Source organism: Hydrogenophaga sp. OTU3427 (genome assembly GCF_038440225.1).
Classification (GTDB): domain Bacteria; phylum Pseudomonadota; class Gammaproteobacteria; order Burkholderiales; family Burkholderiaceae_C; genus Hydrogenophaga.
This window is the reverse complement of record NZ_JASATI010000012.1, coordinates 18,407-41,197: the sequence shown is the minus strand read 5'-3', so window position 1 is coordinate 41,197 and position 22,791 is coordinate 18,407. Positions and strand designations below refer to the sequence as shown.

Sequence of the window (22,791 nt, the reverse complement as noted above, 5' to 3'; positions counted from 1 at the left end):
CCGCCCGATGCGAGCACATCGGACAGGGGCGAGGTCGCTCAACCGAGCCAACCCTTGATCCGGGCCCCCAGCGCATCCGCGCTGATGCCATACCGTTCGTGCAAGGTGGGCAGTGCCCCGGCATCGAGAAACGCATCCGGCAGGCCAGCCAGGCGGAACTTCCCCGGCTGCACGCCGTTGCACAGCAGCGCGCTGGCCACGGCTTCGCCCAGGCCTCCGACCACCGAATGGTTTTCGGCCACTACCACGAGGCGCGGCTTGCGCAGCACCTCGGCCAGGATGGTCACCTCGTCCAAAGGCTTGATCGTGGGGCAGTGCAGGACCGCCACGCCGATGTTGTCGGCCTTCAGGCCTTGCGCGACTTCCAGCGCTCGCATGGTCATGAAGCCGCTGGAGATGATCAGCACATCGTCGCCGTCCACCAGGCGCTTGGCCTTGCCCAGCTCGAACTGGTAGTCGTATTCGTCCAGCACCAGGGGCACGTTGCCACGCAGCAGGCGCATGTAGACCGGGCCGTCGTGGGCGGCGATCTGCGGCACGGCCTGTTCGATGTCCAGCGCATCGCAGGGATCCACGATGGTGAGACCCGGCACGCCGCGCATCATGGCCAGGTCCTCGGTGGCCTGGTGGCTGGGGCCGTAGCCGGTGGTCAGGCCCGGCAACGCGCAGCACATCTTGACGTTGAGGTTTTCCTCGGCGATTACCTGGTGGATGAAGTCGTAGGCACGGCGCGTGCCGAAGACGGCATAGGTGGTGACGAAGGGCATCAGCCCTTCCTTGGCCATGCCACCGGCCGCACCCATGAGCAGTTGCTCGGCCATGCCCATCTGGAAATAGCGTTCAGGGTAGGCCTGGGCAAACAGGTGCAGGTCGGTGTATTTGCCCAGGTCCGCGGTCATGCCGACGATCTCGGGTTGGCTCGCGGCCAGTTCCACCAGGGCCTTGCCAAAGGGTGCGGCCTTGACGCGCTGCCCTTCGCTCGCGATGGACGCGATCATGGCGGAGGTGGTGAGGCGGGGTTTCTTTTCGGCGACGGTGTTCATGCGGCGGCTCCTGCGGTTTGCGATTGATCAAGAACTTGGATGGCCTGTTGCCACTCTGGCGGGTCCACGCGGATGAAGTGGTTCTTGTCGCGCGTCTCCAGGAAGGGCACGCCCTTGCCCATGAGGGTGTTGAACAGGATGACGCGGGGCTTGGCCTCGGTCAGTGCGCGGGCGGTGTCGAAGGCCGCCAGCACGGCCGCCAGGTTGTTGCCGTCCACGCGCTGCACATGCCAGCCAAAGGCGGCCCATTTGTCGGCCAGGGGCTCGAAGCCCAGCACTTTGGTGGAGGGGCCGTCGGCCTGCTGGTTGTTGATGTCGACCAGGCAGATCAGGTTGGACAGGCCATGGTGCGCGGCCGACAGGGCGGCTTCCCAGGTGGACCCCTCGTCGAGTTCGCCGTCGCTCATGGAGTTGTAGACGAAGGCCGGGTTCTGCTTGTGGCGCAGGCCCAGCGCCATGCCCACGGCGATGGGCAGGCCCTGCCCCAGCGAGCCGCCGGAGATCTCCATGCCCGGCGTGTAGGTGGCCATGCCCGACATGGGCAGGCGGCTGTCGTCGCTGCCGTAGGTTTCCAGCTCGTCCTCGGGAATGATCCTGGCCTCGATCAGTGCCGCATAGAAGGCGATGGCGTAGTGGCCATGCGACAGCAGAAAGCGGTCGCGGCCTTCCCATTCGGGGTCCTCGGGCTTGAAGTTCAGCGCATGGCCATAGGCCACGGCCAGCACGTCGGCCCAGCCCAGGGCCTGACCGATGTAGCCCTGGCCCTGGACCTCGCCCATGCGCAGGGCGTAGCGGCGGATGCGGTGGGCGCACTGCGCCAACGCAGGCAGTTTGTCTGCGGAAGATGTCATGAGAGTGCTCCTGAAAGAAAGAGGGAATGCTCAGCGCAGGATGGACGCTGGCACATAGGACACCAGGGCCAGGACGAGGAAAGCGACGAAGTAGAAGGGGCCGAGTTCGCGCACCGTCTGACCCACCTTGACCTTGGCCAGCGCGCTGGTGATGAACAGCGTGGTGCCCACCGGGGGCGTGTACAGCCCCACCGCCAGGTTCACCACCATCATGATCCCCAGCTGCACAGGGTCCATGCCAATGCTGGCGGCCAGGGGCAGGAACACTGGGGTGAGCAGCAGCACGGCGGCAGGCAGGTCGATGAACATGCCCAGCAGCAGCATCATCAGGTTCATGATGAGGATGACGATCCAGTCCTGCTCCACGTTCTGCGTCACCCAGTTCGCCACACCCACGGGCATCTGGTCGAAGGTCAGCAGCCAGCCGATGGCGGCAGACGCCATGATGACCAGGAGCACCACGCCGGTGGCCAGACCCGAATGCACCACCGCATCATTGAGGCGCTTCCAGGACAGGTCGCGGTAGACAGCCACCGACACCAGGGCCGAATACAGCGTGGACAATACCGCCACCTCGGTGGGCGTGGCGATGCCAAACCGCAGGAAGACCACGATCAGCACAGGCAGCAGCAAGGCGGGCGAGGCATACAGCAGGTGGGTGCGGAACGCGCTCCAGTCGATGGGCGTGGTGTCGCGCGGGAAGTTGCGACGCTTGCCGACCCACCAGCACATGAACATGAAGCCACCACACATGAGCAGGCCCGGCAGGATGCCGGCCACAAACAGCGCCGCAATCGACGCATTGGCCGTCAGCGCGAACAGGATCATGGGAATGGAGGGGGGGATCAGGATGTCAATCGTGGCGGCGGCGGCCAGCGTGGCGGCCGAGAAGGCCGGCGGGTAACCCAGGCGCTTGTGCCAGGGAATCAGCAGCGAACCGATGGCCGATGCATCGGCCACCGCAGACCCTGACACACCGCCGAACAGCGTGGACGACAACACGCCGACCTGCGCTGGCCCACCGTGGAAACGGCCGATCAGCGTGCTCAACACCCCCACCAGCGCGGCGCCCAGTCGACCGCCCATCATGAGGGAGCCGGTGAGCATGAAGAAGGGAATGGCGATCAGCGGAAAGCTCTGAACCTGCGCCACCATCTGCTGCACCAGCAGGTCCAGAGGAACGCGCTCGGAGGTGGCGGCGGCGGCCATGGCAGCGACCAGCAGCGCATGGGCAATGGGCATGGCCAACACGGCCGCGCCGAGAAAAACAAGAAGAATGAGGGCGCTCATGGTGTGTTCCTTTGCATGTGAAGCGGGCGGGATTACCAGTGCGCCTCGGGCACGGCAGCTTCTTCGGTCGGGTCGTGTTCCACCGGCGGCAGCAACCAGGCGTTCCAGGCCGACTTGAGCGCCAACAGGCCCAGCATCAGCAGCCCCGCCATCACACAGCCGTAGGTCAACGAGCCTGGCACCTGCAGGATGGGCGACTTCTCGTCATGGACGATGGCCATCATCTGGAATGTGGCCCAGGCCAGCGTGCCATACAGGCCGGCCACCACCAGCCAGGTGGCCATGGCCGTCCAGCGACGCAGGGTGGCGGGCACGGCATCCATCAGAAAGCTGGTGGTGATGTGGGCGCCGTGAGCCGCCGCCAGCACCACGCCGGACATCACCAGCCAGGGAAACAGCAGTTCGGGTACCTCGTTGGCCCACTGCAGGCTGCTGCCGGTCGCATAGCGCAGCACGGTGTTGGCGACCAGGATCACGAAAATGACGGCGGTGCTGATCCACAACATCAGTCGGCACAAGGCGACCACGGACCGTTCGATGAGGTTCATCGGAAAACTCCTTGGGCCGCATGGGCGCGCAGCCCACACGGCGTCATTGGCAAAAAGTGTGTTCAGCGGGTGGCGGCGATGACCTTCTTCAGGTACGGGCCGATGGGCGTGGCCAGCCACTTGTCGTCCACCGCGGCGGTGGCCTTGGCGAAGGCGGTCTTGTCCACCGTGGTCACCTGCACACCCTTGGCCTTGAGTTCGGCCAGCAGCTTGTCGTCGGCTTCCTGTGACATCTTGCGCTGCAGCGCAGTGGCCTCGGCTGCGGCTTCGGTCACGGCCTTGCGGTCGCCCTCAGGCAGCCGGTCCCAGGTGCGCTTGCTCATCAGGAAAGGCGTCATCTGGAACATGTGGCTGGTCAGGGCCAGGTGCTTCTGCACTTCGTAGAGTTTGCTGGCGTGGATGTTGACCAACGGGTTCTCCTGGCCGTCCACCACACCCTGTTGCAAGGCCACGTACAACTCGGCGAACTTGATCTGCTGCGCTTCGGCGCCCAGTGCCTGCATGATGTCCACCAGCACCGCATCGGGCGGTGTGCGCATTTTCAGCCCCTTCATGTCCTCCACCTTGTTGATGGGGCGCTTGCTGTTGCTCATGTGGCGGATGCCGTTGTCCCAGTAGCCGAGCACCACCATGCCCTTCTCGGCGGACTTCTGCGCCAGCTCCTGACCCAGCGGGCCATCCAGCAGCTTGAAGGCCTGCGCCGGGTTGGCGAACATGAAGGGCATGCCGTAAGCCGCGTACTCGGGCACGGCGGCGGACACCGCCCCCTGCGAGTTGGCCGTCATGTCCAGCGCGCCGGTGCGCACGGCGGTCACCATGGCGGCGTCGTCGCCCAACTGGGCCGAGGGCGCGACCTGGACCTCGATGCGTCCGGCCGTCTTGGCCTTGAGCACGTCGGCGAACTTGACCGCGGCTTCGTGGCGCGGGTTGCCCGGCGCGGCGCCGTGGCCCAAGGTCAGTTTCATGGCCTGGGCCTGCGCGGCCAGGGGCAGTGCGGCAGCCAGGGCGCAGGCGGCGAGCAGGGTGCGGGTGAAGGTCTTGCGTTGCATGAGGTGTCTCCAGTGGTTGTGGGTGTTGGTGAACCGATTTGGTGCGCCTTACGAAGTGAACCAGCCGGGGATGCCGCCGATCTGGCTCCGCCAGTCGGCTGGCATCGCCCCGTGGGGGGTGACGCCGCAGGTGGTGCGGGGGGAGTTCAATTCAATGAATCAGCATGCCGCCGTTGACGTCCAGCGTGATGCCGGTGCAGTAGCCTGACAGCTCGCTGGCCAGGAACACGCAGGCACCGGCGATGTCGGCCGGGCGGCCCAGGCGGGCCAGGGGAATCGTCTCGGCGATCTGCGCCTTCTGCGCGTCGGACAGCTTGCCCTGGGTGATGTCGGTTTCCACCAGTCCCGGCGTGATGCTGTTGACGCGTATGCCCTCGATGCCGAACTCGCGCGCCATGGCGCGGGCCAGGCCCAGCACGCCGGCCTTGGCGGCCGAGTAGTGCGGGCCGCCAAAGATGCCGCCGCCGCGTTGCGCCGAGACCGACGAAATGCAGACGATGGAGCCGCTCTTCTGCGCCCGCATGGCGGGCAGCGTGGCCTGCGACATGTAGAGCGTGCCACGCAGGCTGACGTCGAGGATGCGGTCGTAGTCGGCGCCGGTGATGTCCAGCGTCTTGACCGGCTGCGTGATGCCGGCGTTGTTGATCAGCGTGTCGATGCGGCCGAAGGCCTGGAGCACGGCGGCGGCGGCGGCTTCGCACGAGGCTTTGTCGGTGACGTCGGCCACCAGGCCGAGGTGGCCCTCGCCCAGTTGGGCGGCGGCGGCGGCGGGCTGGGCGCGTTCCAGATCGAGGATGGCGACCTTGGCGCCTTGTTGGGCCATCTGGCGGGCGGTGGCAAAACCCAGGCCATTGAGGCCGGCACCGCCGGTGATGATGACGACCTTGTCTTTGAGCAGCATGTGTGTTGTCTCCAGTGGGTGGTACGGCAGGCAGGGGGGCCGAGGGCCGTCTCCTGTTCTGGGAGCGGATTCTGGAATGCACTCAAGATGATGACAAGCGATTAAATGTCAGCGTAAGATGACGGTTTGTCATTTGATGTCAGGGTTGTCCCCATGCCCGCCTTGCCCCCCATCGCCAACCTGCAGGCCTTTGAAGCGGTGGCGCGCCGTCGCAGTTTTGCGCTGGCCGCGGCGGAACTGCATCTCACCGCCTCGGCCATCAGCCACCAGATCTCGCGGCTGGAGTCACAACTGGACATCCGCCTGTTCGAGCGCAGCGCGCACGGTGTGCGCCTGAGCCCGGCGGGCGAGCATTACCTGCTGCACGTGGGGGCCGCGCTGTCTGCGATCGCCTCCGCCACCGACGATCTGCGCCAGGGCATTCGCAACAGCCTGTACGTGCACTCGGCCCCCAGCATCGCCAGCCTGTGGCTGATGCCACGCTTGCACCGCTTCGCGCAGGCTTACCCCGACATCTCGCTGAACCTCTCGGCCGCCCACACGCCCAGCGATTTCGCCCTCGGCCAGTCCGACATCGACATCCGCTATGGCGTCCCGCGATGGGGCGATCTGGTGGTGGAGCCTTTGTTCGAGGAGGCCATCGTGCCCTTGGCCAGCCCGGCCTTCATCAAGCAGCACCAGCTCAAGCGGATCGAGCAGTTGCTGGAGGTGCCGCTGATCCAGAGCAATGTGAGCGTGGTGCAGTGGTCGGACTGGTTCGACCGCTTCACCGGTCTGCGCGCGCCAGACCGCTTTCCGGTGCGTTTTGACCGGGCACAAATGTCGCTGGACGCGGCGACACAGGGCCTGGGCGTGGCGCTGGAGAGCGCGGTCAACGCCGGCGGACATCTGGCCGATGGCCGGCTCAAGGCGATGTTCGGCATGGACAAGGCGATCCGCGTGAAGGCGCACTTCGCCGTGTACCCGGAGCGCCATGCCAAACGCCCAGCGGTCGAGGCTTTCTTGTCCTGGCTGCACGGCGAAGCGGCGAACAGCTGAAGATGAGCGCAGGCCACCGGGGGCTGGTCGACAGGCTTATTCAACGCTACCCGGCCTGGAACTGAACGCGGTTGCGCCCTGCCCCCTTGGCCTCGTACAGGGCCTCGTCGGCACGGCGCACCACCGCCTTGCCTGAGGTGTCGGACGGGTTCGCGCATCCGACGCCCACACTGACGGTCATCTTGCCGACCCTGGGGAACTCACTCGCCTCGACCGCGGCCCGGATTTTCTCCGCCACCATCAGACCCTGGCGGTCATCGGTGGTTTCGGGCAGGAGCACCGCGAATTCCTCACCGCCATAGCGCGCCACCATGTCCGTGGCGCGCACGTTGTGCGCGATCACCTGCGCGAGTTGCTTCAGCACCTCGTCCCCCACCTGGTGGCCGTGCTGGTCATTGACCCGCTTGAAGTGGTCGGCGTCAAGCATCAACAAGGTGAAGCGCCGGTCCATGCGCTTCATGGTCTGGAACGCCTCTTGAAGCTTTTCGTCAAAACGCCTGCGGTTGGGAATGCCGGTGAGGGCGTCGCTGGTGGCCAGGCGGGCCAGCTCCTCGTTGGCGTCGGACAAGGCCTGGTTCGTGCGGGACAGCTCCGTGGTCCGGGTGGCCACCTGGGCTTCCAGCGAGGAGTTCAATTCCTTCAGCTCCCGCTCGCGCCCCAGCAAGGACTCGGTCATCGACTGGAACGATGCACAGAGCTGCTCGATTTCCGTGGAGTAGGCTTCCTTGGCGTTGGGAAACTGGGGGACGCCGGTGCCGCTTTGGACCATCTCGGCGGCGTTGGCGAGCTTCTCCAGGGGACCGATGACCTTGTTGGCCAGGTAATAGGCGGCGACGGCGAACACCAGGACAGAGACCAGGCCAATCAAGAACAGGTTGGCGCCCAGCTCGCGCACGGGGCGGTAGGCCTCATCCATGGGCTGGCGCAACACAATCTGCCAGTTGAGTGGGGATTGCGTGACTTCCCGCACGTCCACGATGCTGGTCAGGTAGTCCACGCCGTCGCTCCATGCCAGGGTTTCGTAGTGCCGCTTGAACTTGCCCTCTGGCGGCAGCTTGAGCTGACCCACGTAGGCTGCGGGGAACAGCACCTCGTCGTTGCCATTGGCGATGAGGACCTCGACCTGCCGTTGGCCCAGTGGCCCCTTGACGGTGTGGTCCACGATGGAGGTGATCCAGTCCCAGCTCACGTGTGCGCCCAGAACGCCTAGCAACGTGCCTTTTTCGTCCACCACGGGGGCGGAAAAATCGACAAGGCGCGGCAGGGGTTCTGGCGGTGCGCCAAGCGAGTGCTGCTGCGCCAGCGGCAAGGCGTCGTGCACGTCGCTGGTGAAGGGGCCCGACTGGCCGACCTTGAACCATGGACGCTGGCTCACGTCCACCCCCAGCAGTTTGCCCTCGGTGGCCTGCAGGATCTTGCCGTCCAATCCCGCGACACCCAGCCAGACGTATTCGTCGTGAGCGCTCTTGCGCAGCTCCAGGGCCTGGCGCACGGCTTCGCCGCGCAAATCAACTTGGGCCAGAAAAGGCGCCCGGCGCAGCAGGTCGATCTCGAGCCCCCGCTCACGGATGTTGGTGGCCAGAATCTCGGCCGCGGCCTTGGCGGAGGTGTGCAGCAACTCGCCGCGGGTCTGCGTCATTTCCTTGGTCGCGACGCCACCCAGGTAGCCACCCAGTCCGGACAGCGCGGCGAAGGTCAATCCGCCGAACGCCAGCATCAGCCGGCCCTTGAAGCTTTTGAAGAAATGCTCCAGGGCAAACAGGGGTTCAGTGTTGTCAGGGTCGCTGAAAGTGTGCACCGCTCATCCAAAATGTGCCGTCATCGGGACCACGCCAGATTCCGGACCCGAACAATGGCAGGTCGGTGGCTGGTACATTGACCCGCATGGTAGTTTCTAAAACAACGGTTGGACCTTAGATATTTCCATGACACGCCGATTTCCGATCCGTCGCCGCGGCTGGTGGACAGCGGCAGGCCTGTTGCTGGTGGCCATGGCGGGCACCATCGTCCTGACGGCAGCGGCGTCTTACCAACAAGCGGCCGAGCGGCAGCGGACCCAGCTCGCGGACGTGGCGAATGAGATCCACACGGCGATCGCTCAGGACTTGCAACGGGCCAACGACGCGCTGGACCTGGTCCGATCCGAAGTCCCGTCCTTCGTGGGGGGGCACTTGCCACAGGGCGCCTGGGGAGCGCGGCTCGCGGCCATCGTCAGGCAGACGCCGGGTGTGCGCACGATGCTGGTCTTGGATGCCGATGGCAAGGTGATTTCGAGCAACCGGCCGGAGTTGATGGGCAACGTGTTCAAGGGCTCCGAACGCTTCCAGACCATCAGCCAGAGTCCGGACCCCAGGATGCTGCATATGTCGGCTCCATTCGTCACTCCCCTGGGGAACTTCACCGTGAGTCTGGGCAAGGTGCTCCAAGGGGAACAGGGCCGATTCGCGGGCTATGTGCTGGCCATCGTGGACCCCAAGCACCTGACCTCGGCATTGGAGCGTGCTGTTTTTGCCGACGACGTCAATGTGTCGTTGGTCCATATCGACGGGCGGGTGGTGATCCGCGTGCCCGACAACGAAGACGTGGTCGGCATGGACCTGTCCAAGTCGCCCGCCGCGATGATCTGGACTTTTGTCAGAGGGGGCCAGAGCCAGGATGTGGTCCTGGGGGCCACCGCCACCACCGGGCGCGAGTCCTTCGTGGCGTTTCGCAGGATCGCGCCCACCGTGGCGCCCGTCGAGAAGCAGCTTGTCCTCACCGTGGCGCGTGATGCGGCCGCCGTGTTTGCACCCTGGCGGGCGTCGCTGATATGGAAAGGCGTCCTGTTTGTGTTGGTTGGCGTGGCGGTGTGTGCGTGGCTTTGGCGCATGGAGCATGCGCCACCCCCGGCGACCTGATTGGCGGACAAGGATCATCCAAACCATGGCACAAGGCAAACGCATCTCGGTGGACATCGGGGCCGATGTCCTGCAGAACATCAAGGACATGGGCGCAGCTGCCCGGCTGGCCCGCACACGGTCGGGTGAGGGGCAGGCGGCAGCGGCGGCACGCCTGGGTGTGCATGTCCAGACCATTGCCCGCATCGAGGCCGGTGAACCGGGGGTTGCGGTCGGACACGTGCTGGGGCTGCTGGCGCTCTACGGCCTCTCGGCCGCGCTGCAAACGCCCGACGGCGCGCCGACATAGCAGCGTCTGGCGATTGGCGCCACGTGCATGGGGCGCACCTGACCCTGGCCAGTCCGGGACGCGGTGGCGGCAAAGCTCCGCATATCCATATCTGATTTCCTTCGTTTTCTCCTGCGCTTGTCCTGCCTACAGTGGCTCACATGGCCTGCCCGATCACGGCTCCATGCAACACCACTTCCGCGAGAACAACAAGCACATGAGTACACAAGCACAAGGCGAACAAGGGCCAGACACGGCGCTGAGCCGCCGGCACCTGCTGCAACTGGGGGCCGCCGGCCTGGCGCTGACGACGGGAGCCAGGGCCCTGGGGCAAGTGGTGGCGCCAGCCGATCTGGCCAAGGCTTCGCTGCGCGTGGCCAGCTACAAGGGCGGCTGGATCACCCTGCTCAAGGCCGCCAGCCTGGCCAACACCCCCTACCAGATCGAATGGAAGGAATTCAACTCGGGCGTGCAGCACATCGAGGCCATCAACGCGGGCGCGCTCGACCTGGGCTCGGGCAGCGAGATACCGGCGGTGTTCGCCGCGCGCACCCCGGGCCGCGTGCGCGTGGTCGCGGTGAGCAAGGGTGATCTCAACAACCAGGCCGTGTTCGCCCAGAAGGATTCGTCCATCCGGACCATCGCCGACCTCAAGGGCAAGCGCGTGGGCTACGTGCGGGCCACCACCACGCACTATTTCCTGCACAGGATGCTGGCCGAGGTCGGCCTGTCGCTGAACGACGTGCAACTGGTCAGCCTGAGTCCGTCCGATGGCCTGTCGGCCTTCGCCCGCGGCGACCTCGATGCCTGGGCCATCTACGGCTACAACGGCCAGCTGGCGCGCACCCGCTACGGTGCCCGCGCGATCAAGACCTCCAAGGGCTACCTCTCGGGCAATTTCCTCGTCTACGGCAACGCCGACAGCTGGAGCGATCCGGTGCGCCGCGCCGCGCTGGCCGACCTGCTGCAGCGCGTCCAGCAGGCCACCGCCTGGTCGGTGGCGCACGCGGTGGACTGGGCCAAGGCCCAAAGCGCGGAAACGCGGGTGCCGCTGGACGCCCTGCTGGCCATCTTTCAGAACCGCAGCCACGACGACCGCATCCAGGCCATCACCGACGCCGACATCCAGAGCCACCAGAACGTGGCCGATGTGTTCGCCAGCATCGGCGTGCTCGACGCGCCGGTCAAGGTCGCCCCGCTCTGGGACAAACGTTTCAACACCGCCCTGGCCGTCCAAGGCTGAACCCGGCCACCCCTGGAGTTTTTCATGAGTCTCGAATTCATTGGTTTCATCGGCACCAGCGAACAGAGCGAGTCGCTGTCGCCTCGCGGCCCGCTGGTCGACAACGCCTTTATCAAGGCATCTATCCGGGCGCAGGAATACGGCGGTTTCGACAAGGCGCTGATCGCGGTCAACAGCGCCTCGCCCGACGCCCTGGCGCTGGGTGCCTACGCGGCAGGCGTGTCGGACACGCTGGGCCTGCTGATCGCCCAGCGTCCCGGCTTCACCTCGCCCACCCTGGCCGCGCGCCAGCTGGCCACGCTCGACCAGCTCAGCGGCGGGCGCGTGGCGGTCAACGTCATCACCGGCGGCGATGGCGGCGATCTGCAGAAGGACGGCGATTTCCTGCCCCATGACGAGCGCTATGAGCGCACCGACGAGTACCTGGACGTGGCGAAGAAGGTCTGGACCAGCGACGGCCCCTTCGACCACAGCGGCAAACACTACCGCGTGGAGCGCAACCACACCGCCGTGCGCCCGCTGCAGAAGCCCCACATCCCGATCTATTTCTCGGGGGCATCGGACGCCGCCGTCCGGGTGGCCGCGAAACACGCCGATGTCTACATGATGTGGGGTGAACCGCTGGAGCAGGTGCGCGCCCGCATCGCCGCGGTGCGCGCCGAGGCGGCCAAGCTCGGCCGCGCCGACCAGATCCGCTTCAGCCTGTCGCTGCGCCCCATCGTGGCCGACACCGAGGCCGAGGCCTGGGCCCGCGCCGACCGCATCCTCGAACGCACCCGCGCCAACTACCCCTCGTCGGACTTTCTCAAGCGCCGTGGTGCCAACATCAACGTGGGCTCCGACCGTCTGGTCGACATCGCCTCCAAGGCCCGTGTGCACGACAAGCGCCTGTGGACCGAGATCGCCGGCGTGACCGCCGCCGCCGGCAATTCCACCGGCCTTGTGGGCACGCCCGAGCAGGTGGCCGAATCGGTGCTCGACTACTACAAGGCGGGCATCAGCACCTTCCTGTTCCGGGGTTTCGACCCGCTGCAGGACGCCGTGGCCTACGGCCAGCACCTGCTCCCGCTGGTGCGCCGGCAGGTGGCCGAACTCGAACGTGGCGCCCAGCGCCGCGCCGCCTGAAAGGTACCCCCACATGACCCGCCAACTCCGATTCGGCTTTGTGCTGCACGGCGTGGGCGCCGGCTGGGGCGACTGGCGCCACGCAGCCGCCGTCGCCGACGCCAGCGTCAACTTCGGCTTCTACCGCGAGCAGGCCCAGCTGGCCGAGCAGGCGAAGTTCGACTTCCTGTTCGTGGCCGACAGCGTGCACATCACCGAGCGTTCCAGCCCGCACTATCTCAACCGCTTCGAGCCGCTCACCATCCTGTCGGCCCTGGCGGCGGTCACCTCGCGCATCGGCCTGGTGGCCACCGTCACCGCCAGCTACAGCGAGCCCTTCACGGTGGCGCGCCAGTTCGCCTCGCTCGACCACATCAGCGGCGGGCGTGCCGGCTGGAACGTGGTGACCTCCTGGCTGGACGGCAGCGCCCGCAACTACGGCCGCCCCGAGCACTACGCCCACGACGTGCGCTACCGCCTGGCGGCCGAGCACTTGGACGTGGTGCAGGGCCTGTGGGACTCATGGGAAGACGATGCCCTGCTGCGCGACAAGGCCACCGGCCGCTTCTTCGACAAGGACAAGCTGCACCGGCTCGACCACCAGGGTGAGTTCTTCTCGGTCGAGGGGCCGCTCAACATCGCACGCTCGCGCCAGGGCCAGCCGGTGATCTTCCAGGCCGGCGCCTCCGAGGACGGCAAGGCCTTCGCGGCCGGCCGCGCCGACGCGATCTTCTTCCACGCCGACACGCTGGAAGACGCCCAGCGCTACTACCGCGACGTGAAGGCGCGCGTGGCCGCCGCCGGGCGCGACCCGGCACAGGTCTCGCTGCTCCCCGGCATCCGGCCCATCGTCGGCCGCACCGCCGAGGAGGCCGAGCAGAAGTACCAGCTGGCCGCCTCGCTGGTGCCTATCGAAAATGCGCTGGCCGCGTTGGCACGCCCCTTCAACGACCACGACTTCTCCGGCTACCCGCTGGACGAGCCCTTTCCCGATCTGGGCGACATCGGCCGCAACAGCCAACAAAGCAGCAGCAACCACATCAAGCAGGTGGCGCGCGACAAGGGCTGGACGCTGCGCCAGGTGGCCCAGTGGCACGCGGCGCCCAAGCGCACCTTCGTGGGCACCGCCGAGCAGGTGGCTGATGAAATCCAGCGCTGGTTCGAGAGCGAGGGTGCCGACGGTTTCAATTTCTTCGAGGCGCTGCCCAACACCTCGCTCAAGGACTTTGTGGAACTGGTGGTGCCGCTGCTGCAGGCACGGGGCATTTGGCGCGCCGACTACGACGCCAGCACGTTTCGCGGCAACCTGGGACTGCCCGTGCCCGAGAACCGCCACACGCGGCGCCGCCGCGAGAACACGACAGGCTTCACGGAGGTGGAGAAGGAAGGAGAAACCGAGGTGACCACTTGACCGCTCAGGCCAGGTGGTGACCCGCCCGCCTGTGGGCGGGTGTTCCAAGGCCCGCTCGCGCGGGCCTGTTTTTTGCGCGGCAGATGGCTCTCACATGTGTGGCCTGTTTCAGGATACGGCTCCACTGACCTCGGACGGATGCCACGGCACCAGGGCCGCGTACAGCCAGTTCACCAGGCTGACCGTGTCGAAGATGGGCAGGCCGGTGGCTGCGGCCAGGGCCTGGCTGTGCGGTGGGAAGTTGGCGCATTCCAGCACGATGGCGCCGACCTGGGGATGCGCCCGCAGCAGGCGCTGGGCGGCGGCCAGCACGTCCTGGCGGTGCGCCTCGACCGGAATCGGCGACCGTCCCGCGCGCAGATCCCGCAGCATGGCCGCGTCGTCCGCCAGGCCGACCACGGGCAGCGTGGCCGGCAAATCCAGGGCGTTGAGCTGCGGCGCGAGCGACCCGCCCAGGGAGGCGAGGATGCCCACCGTGCGCCCTGGAGGCAGCAGCCGGGATACCGCCGGAATCTGCAGCAGCGCGGAGGTGGCCACCGGCACCGGCAGGCGGGCCGACAACTCGGGCTGCAGCGCCGCCAGGAAGCCGCAACTGGTGGCGATGGCCGCCACCCCCTGTTCGACCAGGTGCAGGCCGGCCCGGACAAAGGGCTCGACCAGGGCCGGCCCGCCCTGCGCCACCATGGCCGCCGTCACGCCGGGCACGGTGGCCCGGCGCACCGGAAAGCGCCAGGTGGCCGGGTGGCCGACGTCGCCGGGAATGCGCTCGAAGCCGTTGTCCAGCAGCAGCAGGCCGATGCTGGGCTGGGCCGGCATGACTTATTCGATGAAACAGTTGCAGTTGGCCATGGCCGGCGGCACGGGCTTGCCCAGCTGCGCCATCTTCTTGCGGCTGATGATGGCCGTGTAGTCGCTGCGCGAGGGCTTGATCGGCGCCAGCTCGGAGGTCTTCTTGCCCTTGAGCAGCTCCACCGCCAGCTTGGCCGCGCTGGCGCCCTGCAAGGGGTAGGAGGCGGCGTAGGACACCGTCACCAGGCCTTTCTTGATGAACTCGGTCTCGGCGCTGAGGATTGGGATGCGGTAGCGGTCGGCCACCGAGGTCACCGCCGGCATGGCCGACTGCACGAGGTTGGAGCCGATGACGTAGATGAAGTCCACGTCCGACAGCAGCTGGGCGCGTTGTGGCACGTCCACCGCCGCGTCCACGCTGACCGCCTTCAGCGTGATGCCGGCGCGCTGGGCCGCGCCTTCGATCTGGCGGATGGCGACCACGTCGTTGGCCTCGCCCGGGCTGTACATCACGCCAAAGGACTTGGCGCCGGGGAACATGTCTTTGGAAAACGCCATGACGGCGTCGTAGTCCATGGCGCTGGCGCTGCCCACGAAGCGCGGTCCGCCCTGCTGCCAGTTGGGCACGAGCCCCGCGGCCACCGGGTCGCTGATGAGCAGGAAGACCAGCGGCAGCGCCTTGTTGGTGACGCTGGTGATGGCGGCCTGCGAGACCGGCGTCGTCACCGTCAGGATGACCGAGGGCTTGTTGGCCTCGATCTGGTTGAGGATCTGCGGGATCATGGCCGGCGAGAAATTCGCGTCGGCGGTCACGTAGCGCACGTTGCGGCCTTCCTCGTAGCCGGCGCGCGCCATCTCGGCCTTGAAGCCGTCGATGGCCTGTTGCAGCGCGGGGTGCGGTCCGAAGTTGGCGATGCCGACCACGGTGGGCGCGCTCTGCGCCACGGCGACGCCGGCGGTGGCGGCCAGGGTCCAGGCCATCAGGTGGCGCCTTAGGGTGTTCAGGGACATGGGGTGGTTCTCCTGGGGGGTGGAAAGTTGGAAGGCGAAGCCGTATCAGTTATCCATGGCGCTTCATGTCAGGTTTCTTCGAGCACGGACAGCGGCTTGACCTGGCCTTCATTGGCCATCAGCGCGCGCTTGCGCACGTAACGCAGCATGCTGGTGGCGCCGTAGCGGGAGCCGCCCATGCCGGACATCTTGAAGGCGGTCTTCTCGCCGTCGAATTGCATGCCGCGCGGCAGCTCGGTGTCGTTGATGCTGACGCCGCCCGCGAACACGAGGGTGGCGACGTCGCCCGCCGTGTGCGTATCGGGGCCGAACACCGCGCCCGACAGGCCATAGATGGTGTCGTTGGCCAGCGCGGCGGCTTCGGCCACGGTCTTGAACTTCATCACGGGCACCACCGGGCCGAAGGTTTCCTCGGTCATCAGCGTCATACCGTGGTTGACGTCGACCACGATGGTCGGGTCCATCCACACCGCGCCGTCCAACGTCTCGACCTTGCCGCCCGTGAGGATGCGCGCGCCCTTGGCAACGGCGTCGTCCAGCTGCGCGCCGACGATGGCGCCCTGCTTCTCGAAGATGAAGGGGCCGTAGTGGCCGCCGTCGCCCCCGGCCAGGCTGCGGCGCAGCGTGGCGGTCTGCTTGACCAGCTCGGCCACGAACTCGTCGTGGATGGTTTCATCGACATACACCCGCTCGATGGCGTAGCAGACCTGGCCGCTGTTGTAGATGGCGCTGCGCAGGATGCTGGTGGCGGCGCGGGACAGGTCGGAGCCCGCGAGCACCACGGCGGGGTCCTTGCCGCCCAGTTCCAGGAAGGCCGGGATGAAGGCCTCGGCGGCAGCCAGGGCGATCTTGCGGCCCGTGGGCACGCTGCCTGTGAACACGATGGCGTCGCTGGCGGCGATCACGGCCTGGCCCACCTCGGGTCCGCCGCGCACGAGGTTGATGACGCCCGCGAGTTCCGGCACCTCGGCGATGGAGGACAGCAGCGGGTCGACGAAGCGGGGCGTGACCTCGCTGGGCTTGACCAGCACCGTCGCGCCCGCCACCAGCGCTGGGATGGCGTCGATGAAGGACAGCACCAGGGGGAAGTTCCAGGGGCTGATCACCCCCACCAGCGGGTAGGGGATGTAGGTGGTCTTGAAGACGACGTCGGCGTTGTTCTTGAACTTCTTGAAGGGCTGGGCCAGCACCTCGGGCGCGGCGGCACAGAAGCCGTGGATGAAATAGACGATCGCGCCGATTTCCTCGTGCGAGATCCGGTGGCGCCCGGTGTCGGCCGACAGCGCCTGGGCGATGGCGGGCGTGTGGCGCTCCAGGGACTCGGCCCAAGCCTTGAGCACGCGGATGCGGTGTTCCAGCCCTTTGCCGAACCAGTCGGCCTGGGCGCGGCGGGCGACCTGGGCCTGGGCGCGGACGTCGTTGACGCTGCTGGCCTCGAAGGCGTAGTCGAACTGTCCGTTGAGGGGATTGCGAACCTTGATCTGAGCCATGAATTCCTCGATAGAGCGATGGGAAGGTCCGGAAGGACCCTGTTCCATTTCATGCTATCGAGGCCTGGCCGCGCCTGGCCATGCGTGCGGCGATGGTTGCCGATATCCTAGAAATCGCGTCCTTATTCCAATGACCCAGCCACCGTGGCCGGCAGCAGGCCCGCGCCGAGGCGCGCGCGCGCGTCACCGCTCTGGGCCATGCGGCGAGCATCTTTGGGCGCCATGCCGAAGAAGTCGCGGAAGGCGGCGGTGAAGCTGGTCTGGTGCTGGTAGCCCACCGCCGCGGCCACCTCGCTCACGGCCAGCCTGTCTTCGCTCAGGAGCCGGAGGGCGTGGTTCATGCGGAAGCGGTGGCCCATCTCGAACACCGTCACGCCATACAGGAACTTGAAGCCGCGCTTGAGTTTGGAGGTGTTGGTGCCGACCGCGCGAGCCAGCTGCGGGATGGTGGGCACTTGGCTGGGGTTGAGCAGCAACAGGTCCTTGGCGCGCTCGATGAGCTTGAGATCGCGGGTCGAGAAACACTCGGCCGTTGCGTGGCTGTCGAGGTAGGTCTGCCAAAGGTCGAGCGAGGCACACAGGACTTCGTAGACCTTGGCCTCTGTGTAGAGCAGCCGGCGGTAGCCCTCGTAGGGGTTGGACAGCAACTGCTCCACCGCATTGAGCGCGTCCACGCCCAGCGGCATCTGGTGGAACGCGATCTGCTGGTGTTCCACGTCGTCCAGCAGGCGCAGGATGGCGCTGTCTGCGCCGGCCGCCGCCGTGACGAAGCGCCGGAAGCTGGCCTGGGGGATGTGTATGCCCACCGAACGCCAGGGCCCAGGCCCGCAGGCGACGGTGTAGTGCGCGTCGGCGCCCTGGCGCACCACGGTCAGGTTGGGCGAGCCGATCGCGATCTGGCCGTTCTCGGACAGCTCGACGCTGGTCGAGCCCGTGACCATGAAGTGAAATTCGATGAAGTCCTCGGGCAGCACACATTCGGTGCGCTGGTGCGCGTAGTGGCAGCTGGACTGGTTGACGAAGATTTCGTCACGGATGCTGGTCAGCTCCCACTCGCCTTCGCGCGGATCGGCCGACACCGGAATGCGTCCGCCGTACAGCCCGGTTCCCAGTCCGCAGCCCATGGCGTTGTTGCCACGCAGGGTGTGGAAGGCCTCGGTGGTGCGCGAAAAGCGGCCGGCCAGACGCGTGCGGAACAGGCCATCGGGCGGAAGGGGGGTCGACATGGCGGTCATCCTCGGGGGGCTGCGGCGGAACGGGGGCGGGACGTGGGGCGGTGTGTTGGCGCGCGATTATGGGGAAGCAATTTCCAAGCCAATCGTCCTCAGTGTGCCCGCCCTGATTTTGTTCCGCAATCCTAGTTTTTCAGGGTAGACGCCGAAGGTCTCTCTGGTGCAGGGCTGCTAAGGTCGATCGCATCCGATACAGGACTTTCATGCAACATTACCTGAACAAGCTCCGTGCCCGTCGAGATCTGCTGGTGGTGGACCGGGAGGTCGACCCGGTTCACGAACTGGCCGCCGTGGCCAAGCGCCTGCAGCGCGAAACCCACAAGGCCGTGCTCTTCAACCAGGTGCGCGGCCACGCCATGCCGGTGGTCACCAACCTCTACAGCGACCACGAGCGCCTGCGCGAGATCATCCGCTGCGGCCAGCGCACCTTTTGCGAACGTCTGGAGGAGGAGATTCAGGCCGCTTCGTCCATGTCGACCTGGATGGAGGAAGATCGCGGCACCGCCGAGTGGGTCGAGGGGCGGCTCAGCGAGCTGCCGCTGCTGACCCACCACGAACGCGACGGTGGCCGCTACATCACCTCGGGTGTGTTTGTGGCCAAGGACCCGGTCTCGGGCGTGCCCAACCTGTCCTTCCACCGCTCGCAGTTCATTTCGGATACCGAGCTGCGCATACGCCTGGGCAGTTCGCACGACCTGGCGCGTTTCCAGCGCGAGGCCGAGGCGCGCGACCAGGCGGTCGAGGCGGCCATCCTGATCAGCGCCCCGCCCGAGATCTTCATGGCGGCCTGCGTGTCGCTGCCGCCCGACGGCAATGAGCTGCAGCTCGCGGCGGCCATGCGGGGCGGTCCGCTGCGCATGCGCCGTTGCAAGACGGTGGACCTGCTGGTGCCGGCCGGCGCCGGCATCGTGATCGAGGGCCGCATCCTGCCGCACGTGCGCCGCCCTGAAGGTCCGTTCGGCGAATTCATGGGCTACTACGTCGAGGTCGGCGACAACCACGTGTTCGAGGTGACCCACGTGAGCTGGCGCCGCGATGCGGTCTACCACGGCCTGATCTGCGGTTCGGCCGAGGACCTGCGTCCGCTGGAGGCCGCCACCGCGGCGCGCATCTACAAACACATCCGTTCCCAGGTGCCTGGCGTGCTCGACGTGTCCTGCCGCCCGACGGTGATGAACACCATCGTCAAGATACGCAAGCAGTACGAAGGCCATGGCAGCCATGCCCTGCTGGCGGCCATGGGTTCGCACATGGACTACAACAAGCTGGTGGTCGTGGTCGACGAGGACGTGGACATCAACAACATGGAAGAGGTCATCTGGGCCTTCCTCACCCGAGGCCGGGCCGACACCCGCACCATGGTGGTCAACAACGTGGCCGGTTTCTACCGCGACCCGCACAAGGACCACTGGGGCCGCCTGGGGCTGGATGCAACGCGTCCCTGGGGCCGCGAGGCCGAGTTCCAGCGCAAGTCCATTCCGGGCGAGGCCAGTGTCAACCTGGCCGACTACCTGCCGCAGGGGTGGCGCTGATGGCCGCACGCATCATCGTGGGCATCAGTGGTGCCACCGGCGCGGTCTACGCGATCCGCCTGCTCGAGCTGCTGCGCACACTGGGCGCGGAGACCCACCTGGTGGTGTCCAAGGCGGGCTGGCTGACGGTGGCGCAGGAAACCGGCATGAGCAAGAAAAAACTCATCGCCATGGCCGACCTGCACTACGACATCAACGACGTGGGCGCCACCATCGCCAGCGGCTCCTTCCGCACCTCGGGCATGGTGATCGCGCCCTGCTCCATGCGCAGCCTGGCGGCCGTGGCCCACGGCTTCAACGACAACCTGCTCACCCGCGCGGCCGACGTCACGCTCAAGGAAAGGCGCACCCTGGTGATGCTGGCCCGCGAAACGCCGCTGACCCTGGCCCACCTGCGCAACATGACCCTGGCCACCGAGATGGGCGCGCGCGTCATGCCGCCGGTGCCGGCCTTTTATGCCCTGCCCAAGACGGTGCAGGACATCGTGGACCACACCGTCTGGCGCGTGCTCGATCAGTTGGGGCTGACCGACGAGGACACCTACGCACGCTGGAATGGGGTGGCGGCGTCGGTGCGGGACCGCTAGAACACCATCACATGGTCGACCAGGTAGCGGCCCTCCTGCTGGACCAGGACCATCTCCGCCACGAACTCCCCCGGCTGGCGGGTGAAGCCCTGCTTCCAGACCACGGCGACCGAATCGGGGCGCCGGAACACGGCGACGCACTCGCGCGTGGTGAAGAATCCCTTGGTGTTCTGGTAGTCGCGGCAGATCCATTCCAGCCGTTCCTTGGGCAGTAAGGCTTTCAAGCGGTCGGTGAAGTCCCGGATGTGCCGTTCGTGGTCGATCGCCGTCGAGGCATCCATCAGGTTGTCCATGATCGGATTGGCCACCGACAGGATCTCGGTGTCTGATTTCTGGCACAGGTCCATAGGCGTCAGAACGGCTCTGCCTCGATGCGTTTTCCCATCATCAGAAGAGCCGATTGTGAGCTGAACATGCTAGGCCTCCAAGGCGCAAGTGTCGGAACGACCCGTCGCATGCCGACAAACTGTCGCATGGAGCGGTTGAGTGAGGACAGCATACCGGGTAGGAACGGGATGCGCCCATGGGCAGCAACGGAAAGTGACCGGCTGTGTTGTGCGGGTGGGGGTGCCCGCCTTCGAGGTCGAGAGCGGAGGCGTCTCCTGCTGGCGCTTCTCCTGTCAGCCAACAGGGAGCAGGGTTTATCGATGGTGTGGCCATGAACAGACGCGATGCACGCCAGGTGACCGACTGTGCAGGGGGATCGCCTGGTGCGAAAACGAACAGACCCGACATTCACATTGTCCTAAGGTGGTGAACGTGACCTGTGCGCAGCCTGTGCAAAGGTCACGCAACCCATCCAAGGAAATTCGATGACCAACACCGCCGCCCAAGCCAACACCGCGAAACCCAGCCACAAGCCCAGTGCAGCGAAAGTCAATCCGCCAGCACCGAAAGATGCGATCGCGATGCTCAGGGCTGAACACGAAGAGGTGGTTCAACTGTTCGCGGAATATGGGAAGGCACGGTCAGCCACCAGCAAAAAGGCCTTGATCGCCGACATTTGTGCGGCGCTGACGGTGCACGCTCAGATTGAGGAGGAGCTGTTTTACCCAGCGATCCAATCGGCGTTGAAGGACAAGCTGCTGGTGCCGGAAGCAACGGTCGAGCATGGCTGCGTCAAAGCACTGATAGCACAACTCGAGGGCACGGAGCCTGGTGGCGAGATGGTGGACGCCCAGGTCAAGGTGTTGTCTGAATACGTAAAGCACCATGTCAAGGAAGAACACACCGAAATGTTTCCCAAAGCGAAGGCGTCGTCCATCGACATGGTGGCTCTGGGTGCATTGATGGCGGTGCGCAAGGGTGGATTGATGGCCCTGGCGGCATGAATCGGACCACGGCGTCATGAACACCTTGTACCCTGCACCCACGGCCTCCGATGTCCTGTCGCTTCTGGACGACGAGCCAGCGCGGGTGCCGAACACATCGATGCTGTCAGGCATCGACACAGTCCCAACCGCCGCAGCCTGCCACCAGAACGATGTGCACAAACCCGGGGAGGCACACACCATGACCGACCGCATGTGCGCCATGGGGGATGGGTGGGTGGCAAGCACCCGCGGCCACGTCCGTGGCAGACCGCTGGCGTCATTGGCCGTGGCCATGGTCTTGGGTGCATTGATCGCCCGGATGACAAAGACTGCGAAAACGCGATGAGCAATCCCTGGTTGAAAAAGAATCCATTCATGAGCTTGTGGCTCAGCGCTGCGAACCGCGCTGCGGGCACCCTGCGTGGCCAGGCCACGGCGCAGGCGAAGCGACAGATCAAGACGGCTGTTGCGCAAGCGCTATCGCCACCATCAGCCAAGAAGAGCAAGCCGAAACCCACCTCCAAACCTTGAACCCGAGAGCACTTGCTCACTCAGTTCATTGGCGTTGGCGGGCCGCAATGTTGATTCCTTGAGCAGGTCCCACGGGATTGCCGTCGCCATCACGCATGGACGCGGTACCCGCTGGGCTGTCGCTTGAAGTCAATGTCAGGGCGTTTGTCCGTTCGGTTGGGCCCATGCGTTCGCAATCCAGACGCTGAATCAGCGTCTTGGTGCCGCTGTCGAGCGTGGTTGGTGCCGCGGTGGATCGCAGACGACCGCACGGCACAGAAAAGTCTGGTGGCGTACGGCGTCGAACAGACACCAGGCAACGGGGGTCGAAAAATGGCGGCTCAAGTCTGGGTAGATCGCCCGGGCATCCAAAACCACTTAGGAACACACATCATGAACTTCATCACATGGTTGATCGTCGGGGGTGTCATCGGCTGGCTGGCCAGCATGATGATGAGAACCAATGGCCAGCAAGGCATGTTTCTGAACGTGGTCGTGGGCGTCGCAGGCGCCATGCTCGCGGGCTGGTTCATCACGCCGCTGATCGGCGTGGGCACCATCAACCAGGACAACTTCAGCCTGCCCGCGCTGCTTGTCTCCTTCGTCGGCGCGTCCCTCCTGCTGGCGATCGTCAACCTCTTCAACCGCGGCAGCGCGCGTTGAATTTCCGACCTTCATTTTTCA

Annotated in this window: 24 protein-coding genes; 12 read left to right on the top strand and 12 right to left on the bottom strand. The window is 66.1% G+C overall.

Going from position 1 to position 22,791, the window contains the following annotated elements; all coding sequences use genetic code 11:
- Positions 1–38: 38 nt before the first annotated feature.
- The 6 genes from AAHB17_RS09530 to AAHB17_RS09505 all read right to left on the bottom strand — a co-directional run bounded on the left by AAHB17_RS09530 (position 39) and on the right by AAHB17_RS09505 (position 5,682).
- A complete protein-coding gene (locus tag AAHB17_RS09530; protein WP_342130310.1) occupies positions 39–1,043 on the bottom strand; it encodes a transketolase family protein in 1,005 nt (334 codons plus the stop codon).
- Positions 1,040–1,894, bottom strand: coding sequence for a transketolase (locus AAHB17_RS09525; RefSeq protein ID WP_342130309.1), 855 nt, complete (start codon positions 1,892–1,894; stop codon positions 1,040–1,042). Before AAHB17_RS09525 ends, AAHB17_RS09530 begins: the two co-directional genes overlap by 4 nt.
- Before the next feature lie 30 nt (positions 1,895–1,924).
- Positions 1,925–3,184, bottom strand: coding sequence for a TRAP transporter large permease (locus tag AAHB17_RS09520; protein WP_342130308.1), 1,260 nt, complete (start codon positions 3,182–3,184; stop codon positions 1,925–1,927).
- A gap of 32 nt (positions 3,185–3,216) precedes the next feature.
- Entirely contained in the window at positions 3,217–3,732 is a 516-nt protein-coding gene (locus AAHB17_RS09515; RefSeq protein WP_342130307.1) for a TRAP transporter small permease, read from the bottom strand.
- 62 nt (positions 3,733–3,794) lie between these two features.
- Positions 3,795–4,781 carry a TRAP transporter substrate-binding protein gene (locus AAHB17_RS09510; protein ID WP_342130306.1) on the bottom strand — a complete coding sequence of 329 codons (987 nt, stop codon included), beginning with the start codon at positions 4,779–4,781 and terminating at the stop codon, positions 3,795–3,797.
- Between the two features lie 151 nt (positions 4,782–4,932).
- Positions 4,933–5,682, bottom strand: a complete 750-nt coding sequence (locus tag AAHB17_RS09505; RefSeq protein WP_342130304.1) for an SDR family NAD(P)-dependent oxidoreductase — start codon at positions 5,680–5,682, stop codon at positions 4,933–4,935.
- Between the two features lie 153 nt (positions 5,683–5,835).
- On the opposite strand from AAHB17_RS09505, the gene AAHB17_RS09500 reads away from it, so the two are divergent.
- Complete coding sequence (locus AAHB17_RS09500; protein ID WP_342130303.1) at positions 5,836–6,720, top strand: LysR substrate-binding domain-containing protein; 885 nt, start codon at positions 5,836–5,838, stop codon at positions 6,718–6,720.
- A gap of 46 nt (positions 6,721–6,766) precedes the next feature.
- Here AAHB17_RS09500 and AAHB17_RS09495 read toward each other — a convergent pair whose 3' ends face one another.
- Positions 6,767–8,518, bottom strand: coding sequence for a sensor domain-containing diguanylate cyclase (locus tag AAHB17_RS09495; protein WP_342130302.1), 1,752 nt, complete (start codon positions 8,516–8,518; stop codon positions 6,767–6,769).
- A 127-nt stretch (positions 8,519–8,645) separates the two neighbouring features.
- On the opposite strand from AAHB17_RS09495, the gene AAHB17_RS09490 reads away from it, so the two are divergent.
- The 5 genes from AAHB17_RS09490 to AAHB17_RS09470 all read left to right on the top strand — a co-directional run bounded on the left by AAHB17_RS09490 (position 8,646) and on the right by AAHB17_RS09470 (position 13,643).
- Entirely contained in the window at positions 8,646–9,617 is a 972-nt protein-coding gene (locus AAHB17_RS09490; protein WP_342130301.1) for a cache domain-containing protein, read from the top strand.
- Positions 9,618–9,642: 25 nt separating this feature from the next.
- Positions 9,643–9,906 (top strand): helix-turn-helix transcriptional regulator, encoded by a 264-nt coding sequence (locus AAHB17_RS09485; RefSeq protein WP_342130300.1) that lies wholly within the window; start codon positions 9,643–9,645, stop codon positions 9,904–9,906.
- Positions 9,907–10,102: 196 nt separating this feature from the next.
- Positions 10,103–11,128: an ABC transporter substrate-binding protein gene (locus tag AAHB17_RS09480; protein ID WP_342130378.1), complete on the top strand. Its 1,026-nt coding sequence runs from the start codon at positions 10,103–10,105 to the stop codon at positions 11,126–11,128.
- 24 nt (positions 11,129–11,152) lie between these two features.
- Positions 11,153–12,253 (top strand): LLM class flavin-dependent oxidoreductase, encoded by a 1,101-nt coding sequence (locus tag AAHB17_RS09475; protein WP_342130299.1) that lies wholly within the window; start codon positions 11,153–11,155, stop codon positions 12,251–12,253.
- 13 nt (positions 12,254–12,266) lie between these two features.
- Entirely contained in the window at positions 12,267–13,643 is a 1,377-nt protein-coding gene (locus AAHB17_RS09470) for an LLM class flavin-dependent oxidoreductase (protein WP_342130298.1), read from the top strand.
- Positions 13,644–13,751: 108 nt separating this feature from the next.
- On the opposite strand, the gene AAHB17_RS09465 is transcribed toward AAHB17_RS09470, so the two are convergent.
- From AAHB17_RS09465 to AAHB17_RS09450, 4 genes are all read right to left on the bottom strand, one after another.
- A complete protein-coding gene (locus tag AAHB17_RS09465) occupies positions 13,752–14,459 on the bottom strand; it encodes an aspartate/glutamate racemase family protein (RefSeq protein ID WP_342130297.1) in 708 nt (235 codons plus the stop codon).
- Between the two features lie 3 nt (positions 14,460–14,462).
- Positions 14,463–15,443 carry an ABC transporter substrate-binding protein gene (locus tag AAHB17_RS09460; RefSeq protein WP_342130296.1) on the bottom strand — a complete coding sequence of 327 codons (981 nt, stop codon included), beginning with the start codon at positions 15,441–15,443 and terminating at the stop codon, positions 14,463–14,465.
- Positions 15,444–15,511: 68 nt separating this feature from the next.
- Positions 15,512–16,933, bottom strand: a complete 1,422-nt coding sequence (locus AAHB17_RS09455) for an aldehyde dehydrogenase family protein (protein ID WP_342130295.1) — start codon at positions 16,931–16,933, stop codon at positions 15,512–15,514.
- 122 nt (positions 16,934–17,055) lie between these two features.
- On the bottom strand, positions 17,056–18,159 hold the full coding sequence (locus tag AAHB17_RS09450; protein ID WP_342130294.1) for a helix-turn-helix domain-containing protein: 1,104 nt from the start codon (positions 18,157–18,159) through the stop codon (positions 17,056–17,058).
- A gap of 209 nt (positions 18,160–18,368) precedes the next feature.
- On the opposite strand from AAHB17_RS09450, the gene AAHB17_RS09445 reads away from it, so the two are divergent.
- Together AAHB17_RS09445 and AAHB17_RS09440 are read left to right on the top strand one after the other, a co-directional pair.
- Entirely contained in the window at positions 18,369–19,697 is a 1,329-nt protein-coding gene (locus tag AAHB17_RS09445; protein ID WP_342130293.1) for a UbiD family decarboxylase, read from the top strand.
- On the top strand, positions 19,697–20,284 hold the full coding sequence (locus AAHB17_RS09440) for a UbiX family flavin prenyltransferase (protein ID WP_342130292.1): 588 nt from the start codon (positions 19,697–19,699) through the stop codon (positions 20,282–20,284). The genes AAHB17_RS09445 and AAHB17_RS09440 overlap by 1 nt, the downstream gene beginning before the upstream one ends.
- Here the strand turns inward: AAHB17_RS09440 and AAHB17_RS09435 are convergent.
- Positions 20,281–20,631: a hypothetical protein gene (locus AAHB17_RS09435; protein WP_342130291.1), complete on the bottom strand. Its 351-nt coding sequence runs from the start codon at positions 20,629–20,631 to the stop codon at positions 20,281–20,283. The genes AAHB17_RS09440 and AAHB17_RS09435 overlap by 4 nt on opposite strands.
- A gap of 465 nt (positions 20,632–21,096) precedes the next feature.
- Between AAHB17_RS09435 and AAHB17_RS09430 the strand changes: the two genes are divergently transcribed.
- The 4 genes from AAHB17_RS09430 (at position 21,097) to AAHB17_RS09415 (ending at position 22,770) form a co-directional block, all read left to right on the top strand.
- Positions 21,097–21,615, top strand: coding sequence for a hemerythrin domain-containing protein (locus AAHB17_RS09430; RefSeq protein ID WP_342130290.1), 519 nt, complete (start codon positions 21,097–21,099; stop codon positions 21,613–21,615).
- 16 nt (positions 21,616–21,631) lie between these two features.
- Positions 21,632–21,943, top strand: a complete 312-nt coding sequence (locus AAHB17_RS09425) for a hypothetical protein (RefSeq protein WP_342130289.1) — start codon at positions 21,632–21,634, stop codon at positions 21,941–21,943.
- Positions 21,940–22,128 (top strand): hypothetical protein, encoded by a 189-nt coding sequence (locus AAHB17_RS09420; RefSeq protein WP_342130288.1) that lies wholly within the window; start codon positions 21,940–21,942, stop codon positions 22,126–22,128. The genes AAHB17_RS09425 and AAHB17_RS09420 overlap by 4 nt, the downstream gene beginning before the upstream one ends.
- Positions 22,129–22,500: 372 nt before the next feature.
- Positions 22,501–22,770, top strand: a complete 270-nt coding sequence (locus AAHB17_RS09415) for a GlsB/YeaQ/YmgE family stress response membrane protein (protein ID WP_342130287.1) — start codon at positions 22,501–22,503, stop codon at positions 22,768–22,770.
- Positions 22,771–22,791: the final 21 nt, after the last annotated feature.

Coding starts and splice junctions, on each gene's coding strand:
- AAHB17_RS09530 (WP_342130310.1), bottom strand. CDS start 1,043: ATGAACACCGTCGCCGAAAAGAAACCCCGCCTCACCACCTCCGCCATG.
- AAHB17_RS09525 (WP_342130309.1), bottom strand. CDS start 1,894: ATGACATCTTCCGCAGACAAACTGCCTGCGTTGGCGCAGTGCGCCCAC.
- AAHB17_RS09520 (WP_342130308.1), bottom strand. CDS start 3,184: ATGAGCGCCCTCATTCTTCTTGTTTTTCTCGGCGCGGCCGTGTTGGCC.
- AAHB17_RS09515 (WP_342130307.1), bottom strand. CDS start 3,732: ATGAACCTCATCGAACGGTCCGTGGTCGCCTTGTGCCGACTGATGTTG.
- AAHB17_RS09510 (WP_342130306.1), bottom strand. CDS start 4,781: ATGCAACGCAAGACCTTCACCCGCACCCTGCTCGCCGCCTGCGCCCTG.
- AAHB17_RS09505 (WP_342130304.1), bottom strand. CDS start 5,682: ATGCTGCTCAAAGACAAGGTCGTCATCATCACCGGCGGTGCCGGCCTC.
- AAHB17_RS09500 (WP_342130303.1), top strand. CDS start 5,836: ATGCCCGCCTTGCCCCCCATCGCCAACCTGCAGGCCTTTGAAGCGGTG.
- AAHB17_RS09490 (WP_342130301.1), top strand. CDS start 8,646: ATGACACGCCGATTTCCGATCCGTCGCCGCGGCTGGTGGACAGCGGCA.
- AAHB17_RS09485 (WP_342130300.1), top strand. CDS start 9,643: ATGGCACAAGGCAAACGCATCTCGGTGGACATCGGGGCCGATGTCCTG.
- AAHB17_RS09480 (WP_342130378.1), top strand. CDS start 10,103: ATGAGTACACAAGCACAAGGCGAACAAGGGCCAGACACGGCGCTGAGC.
- AAHB17_RS09475 (WP_342130299.1), top strand. CDS start 11,153: ATGAGTCTCGAATTCATTGGTTTCATCGGCACCAGCGAACAGAGCGAG.
- AAHB17_RS09470 (WP_342130298.1), top strand. CDS start 12,267: ATGACCCGCCAACTCCGATTCGGCTTTGTGCTGCACGGCGTGGGCGCC.
- AAHB17_RS09465 (WP_342130297.1), bottom strand. CDS start 14,459: ATGCCGGCCCAGCCCAGCATCGGCCTGCTGCTGCTGGACAACGGCTTC.
- AAHB17_RS09460 (WP_342130296.1), bottom strand. CDS start 15,443: ATGTCCCTGAACACCCTAAGGCGCCACCTGATGGCCTGGACCCTGGCC.
- AAHB17_RS09455 (WP_342130295.1), bottom strand. CDS start 16,933: ATGGCTCAGATCAAGGTTCGCAATCCCCTCAACGGACAGTTCGACTAC.
- AAHB17_RS09450 (WP_342130294.1), bottom strand. CDS start 18,159: ATGTCGACCCCCCTTCCGCCCGATGGCCTGTTCCGCACGCGTCTGGCC.
- AAHB17_RS09445 (WP_342130293.1), top strand. CDS start 18,369: ATGCAACATTACCTGAACAAGCTCCGTGCCCGTCGAGATCTGCTGGTG.
- AAHB17_RS09440 (WP_342130292.1), top strand. CDS start 19,697: ATGGCCGCACGCATCATCGTGGGCATCAGTGGTGCCACCGGCGCGGTC.
- AAHB17_RS09435 (WP_342130291.1), bottom strand. CDS start 20,631: ATGGACCTGTGCCAGAAATCAGACACCGAGATCCTGTCGGTGGCCAAT.
- AAHB17_RS09430 (WP_342130290.1), top strand. CDS start 21,097: ATGACCAACACCGCCGCCCAAGCCAACACCGCGAAACCCAGCCACAAG.
- AAHB17_RS09425 (WP_342130289.1), top strand. CDS start 21,632: ATGAACACCTTGTACCCTGCACCCACGGCCTCCGATGTCCTGTCGCTT.
- AAHB17_RS09420 (WP_342130288.1), top strand. CDS start 21,940: ATGAGCAATCCCTGGTTGAAAAAGAATCCATTCATGAGCTTGTGGCTC.
- AAHB17_RS09415 (WP_342130287.1), top strand. CDS start 22,501: ATGAACTTCATCACATGGTTGATCGTCGGGGGTGTCATCGGCTGGCTG.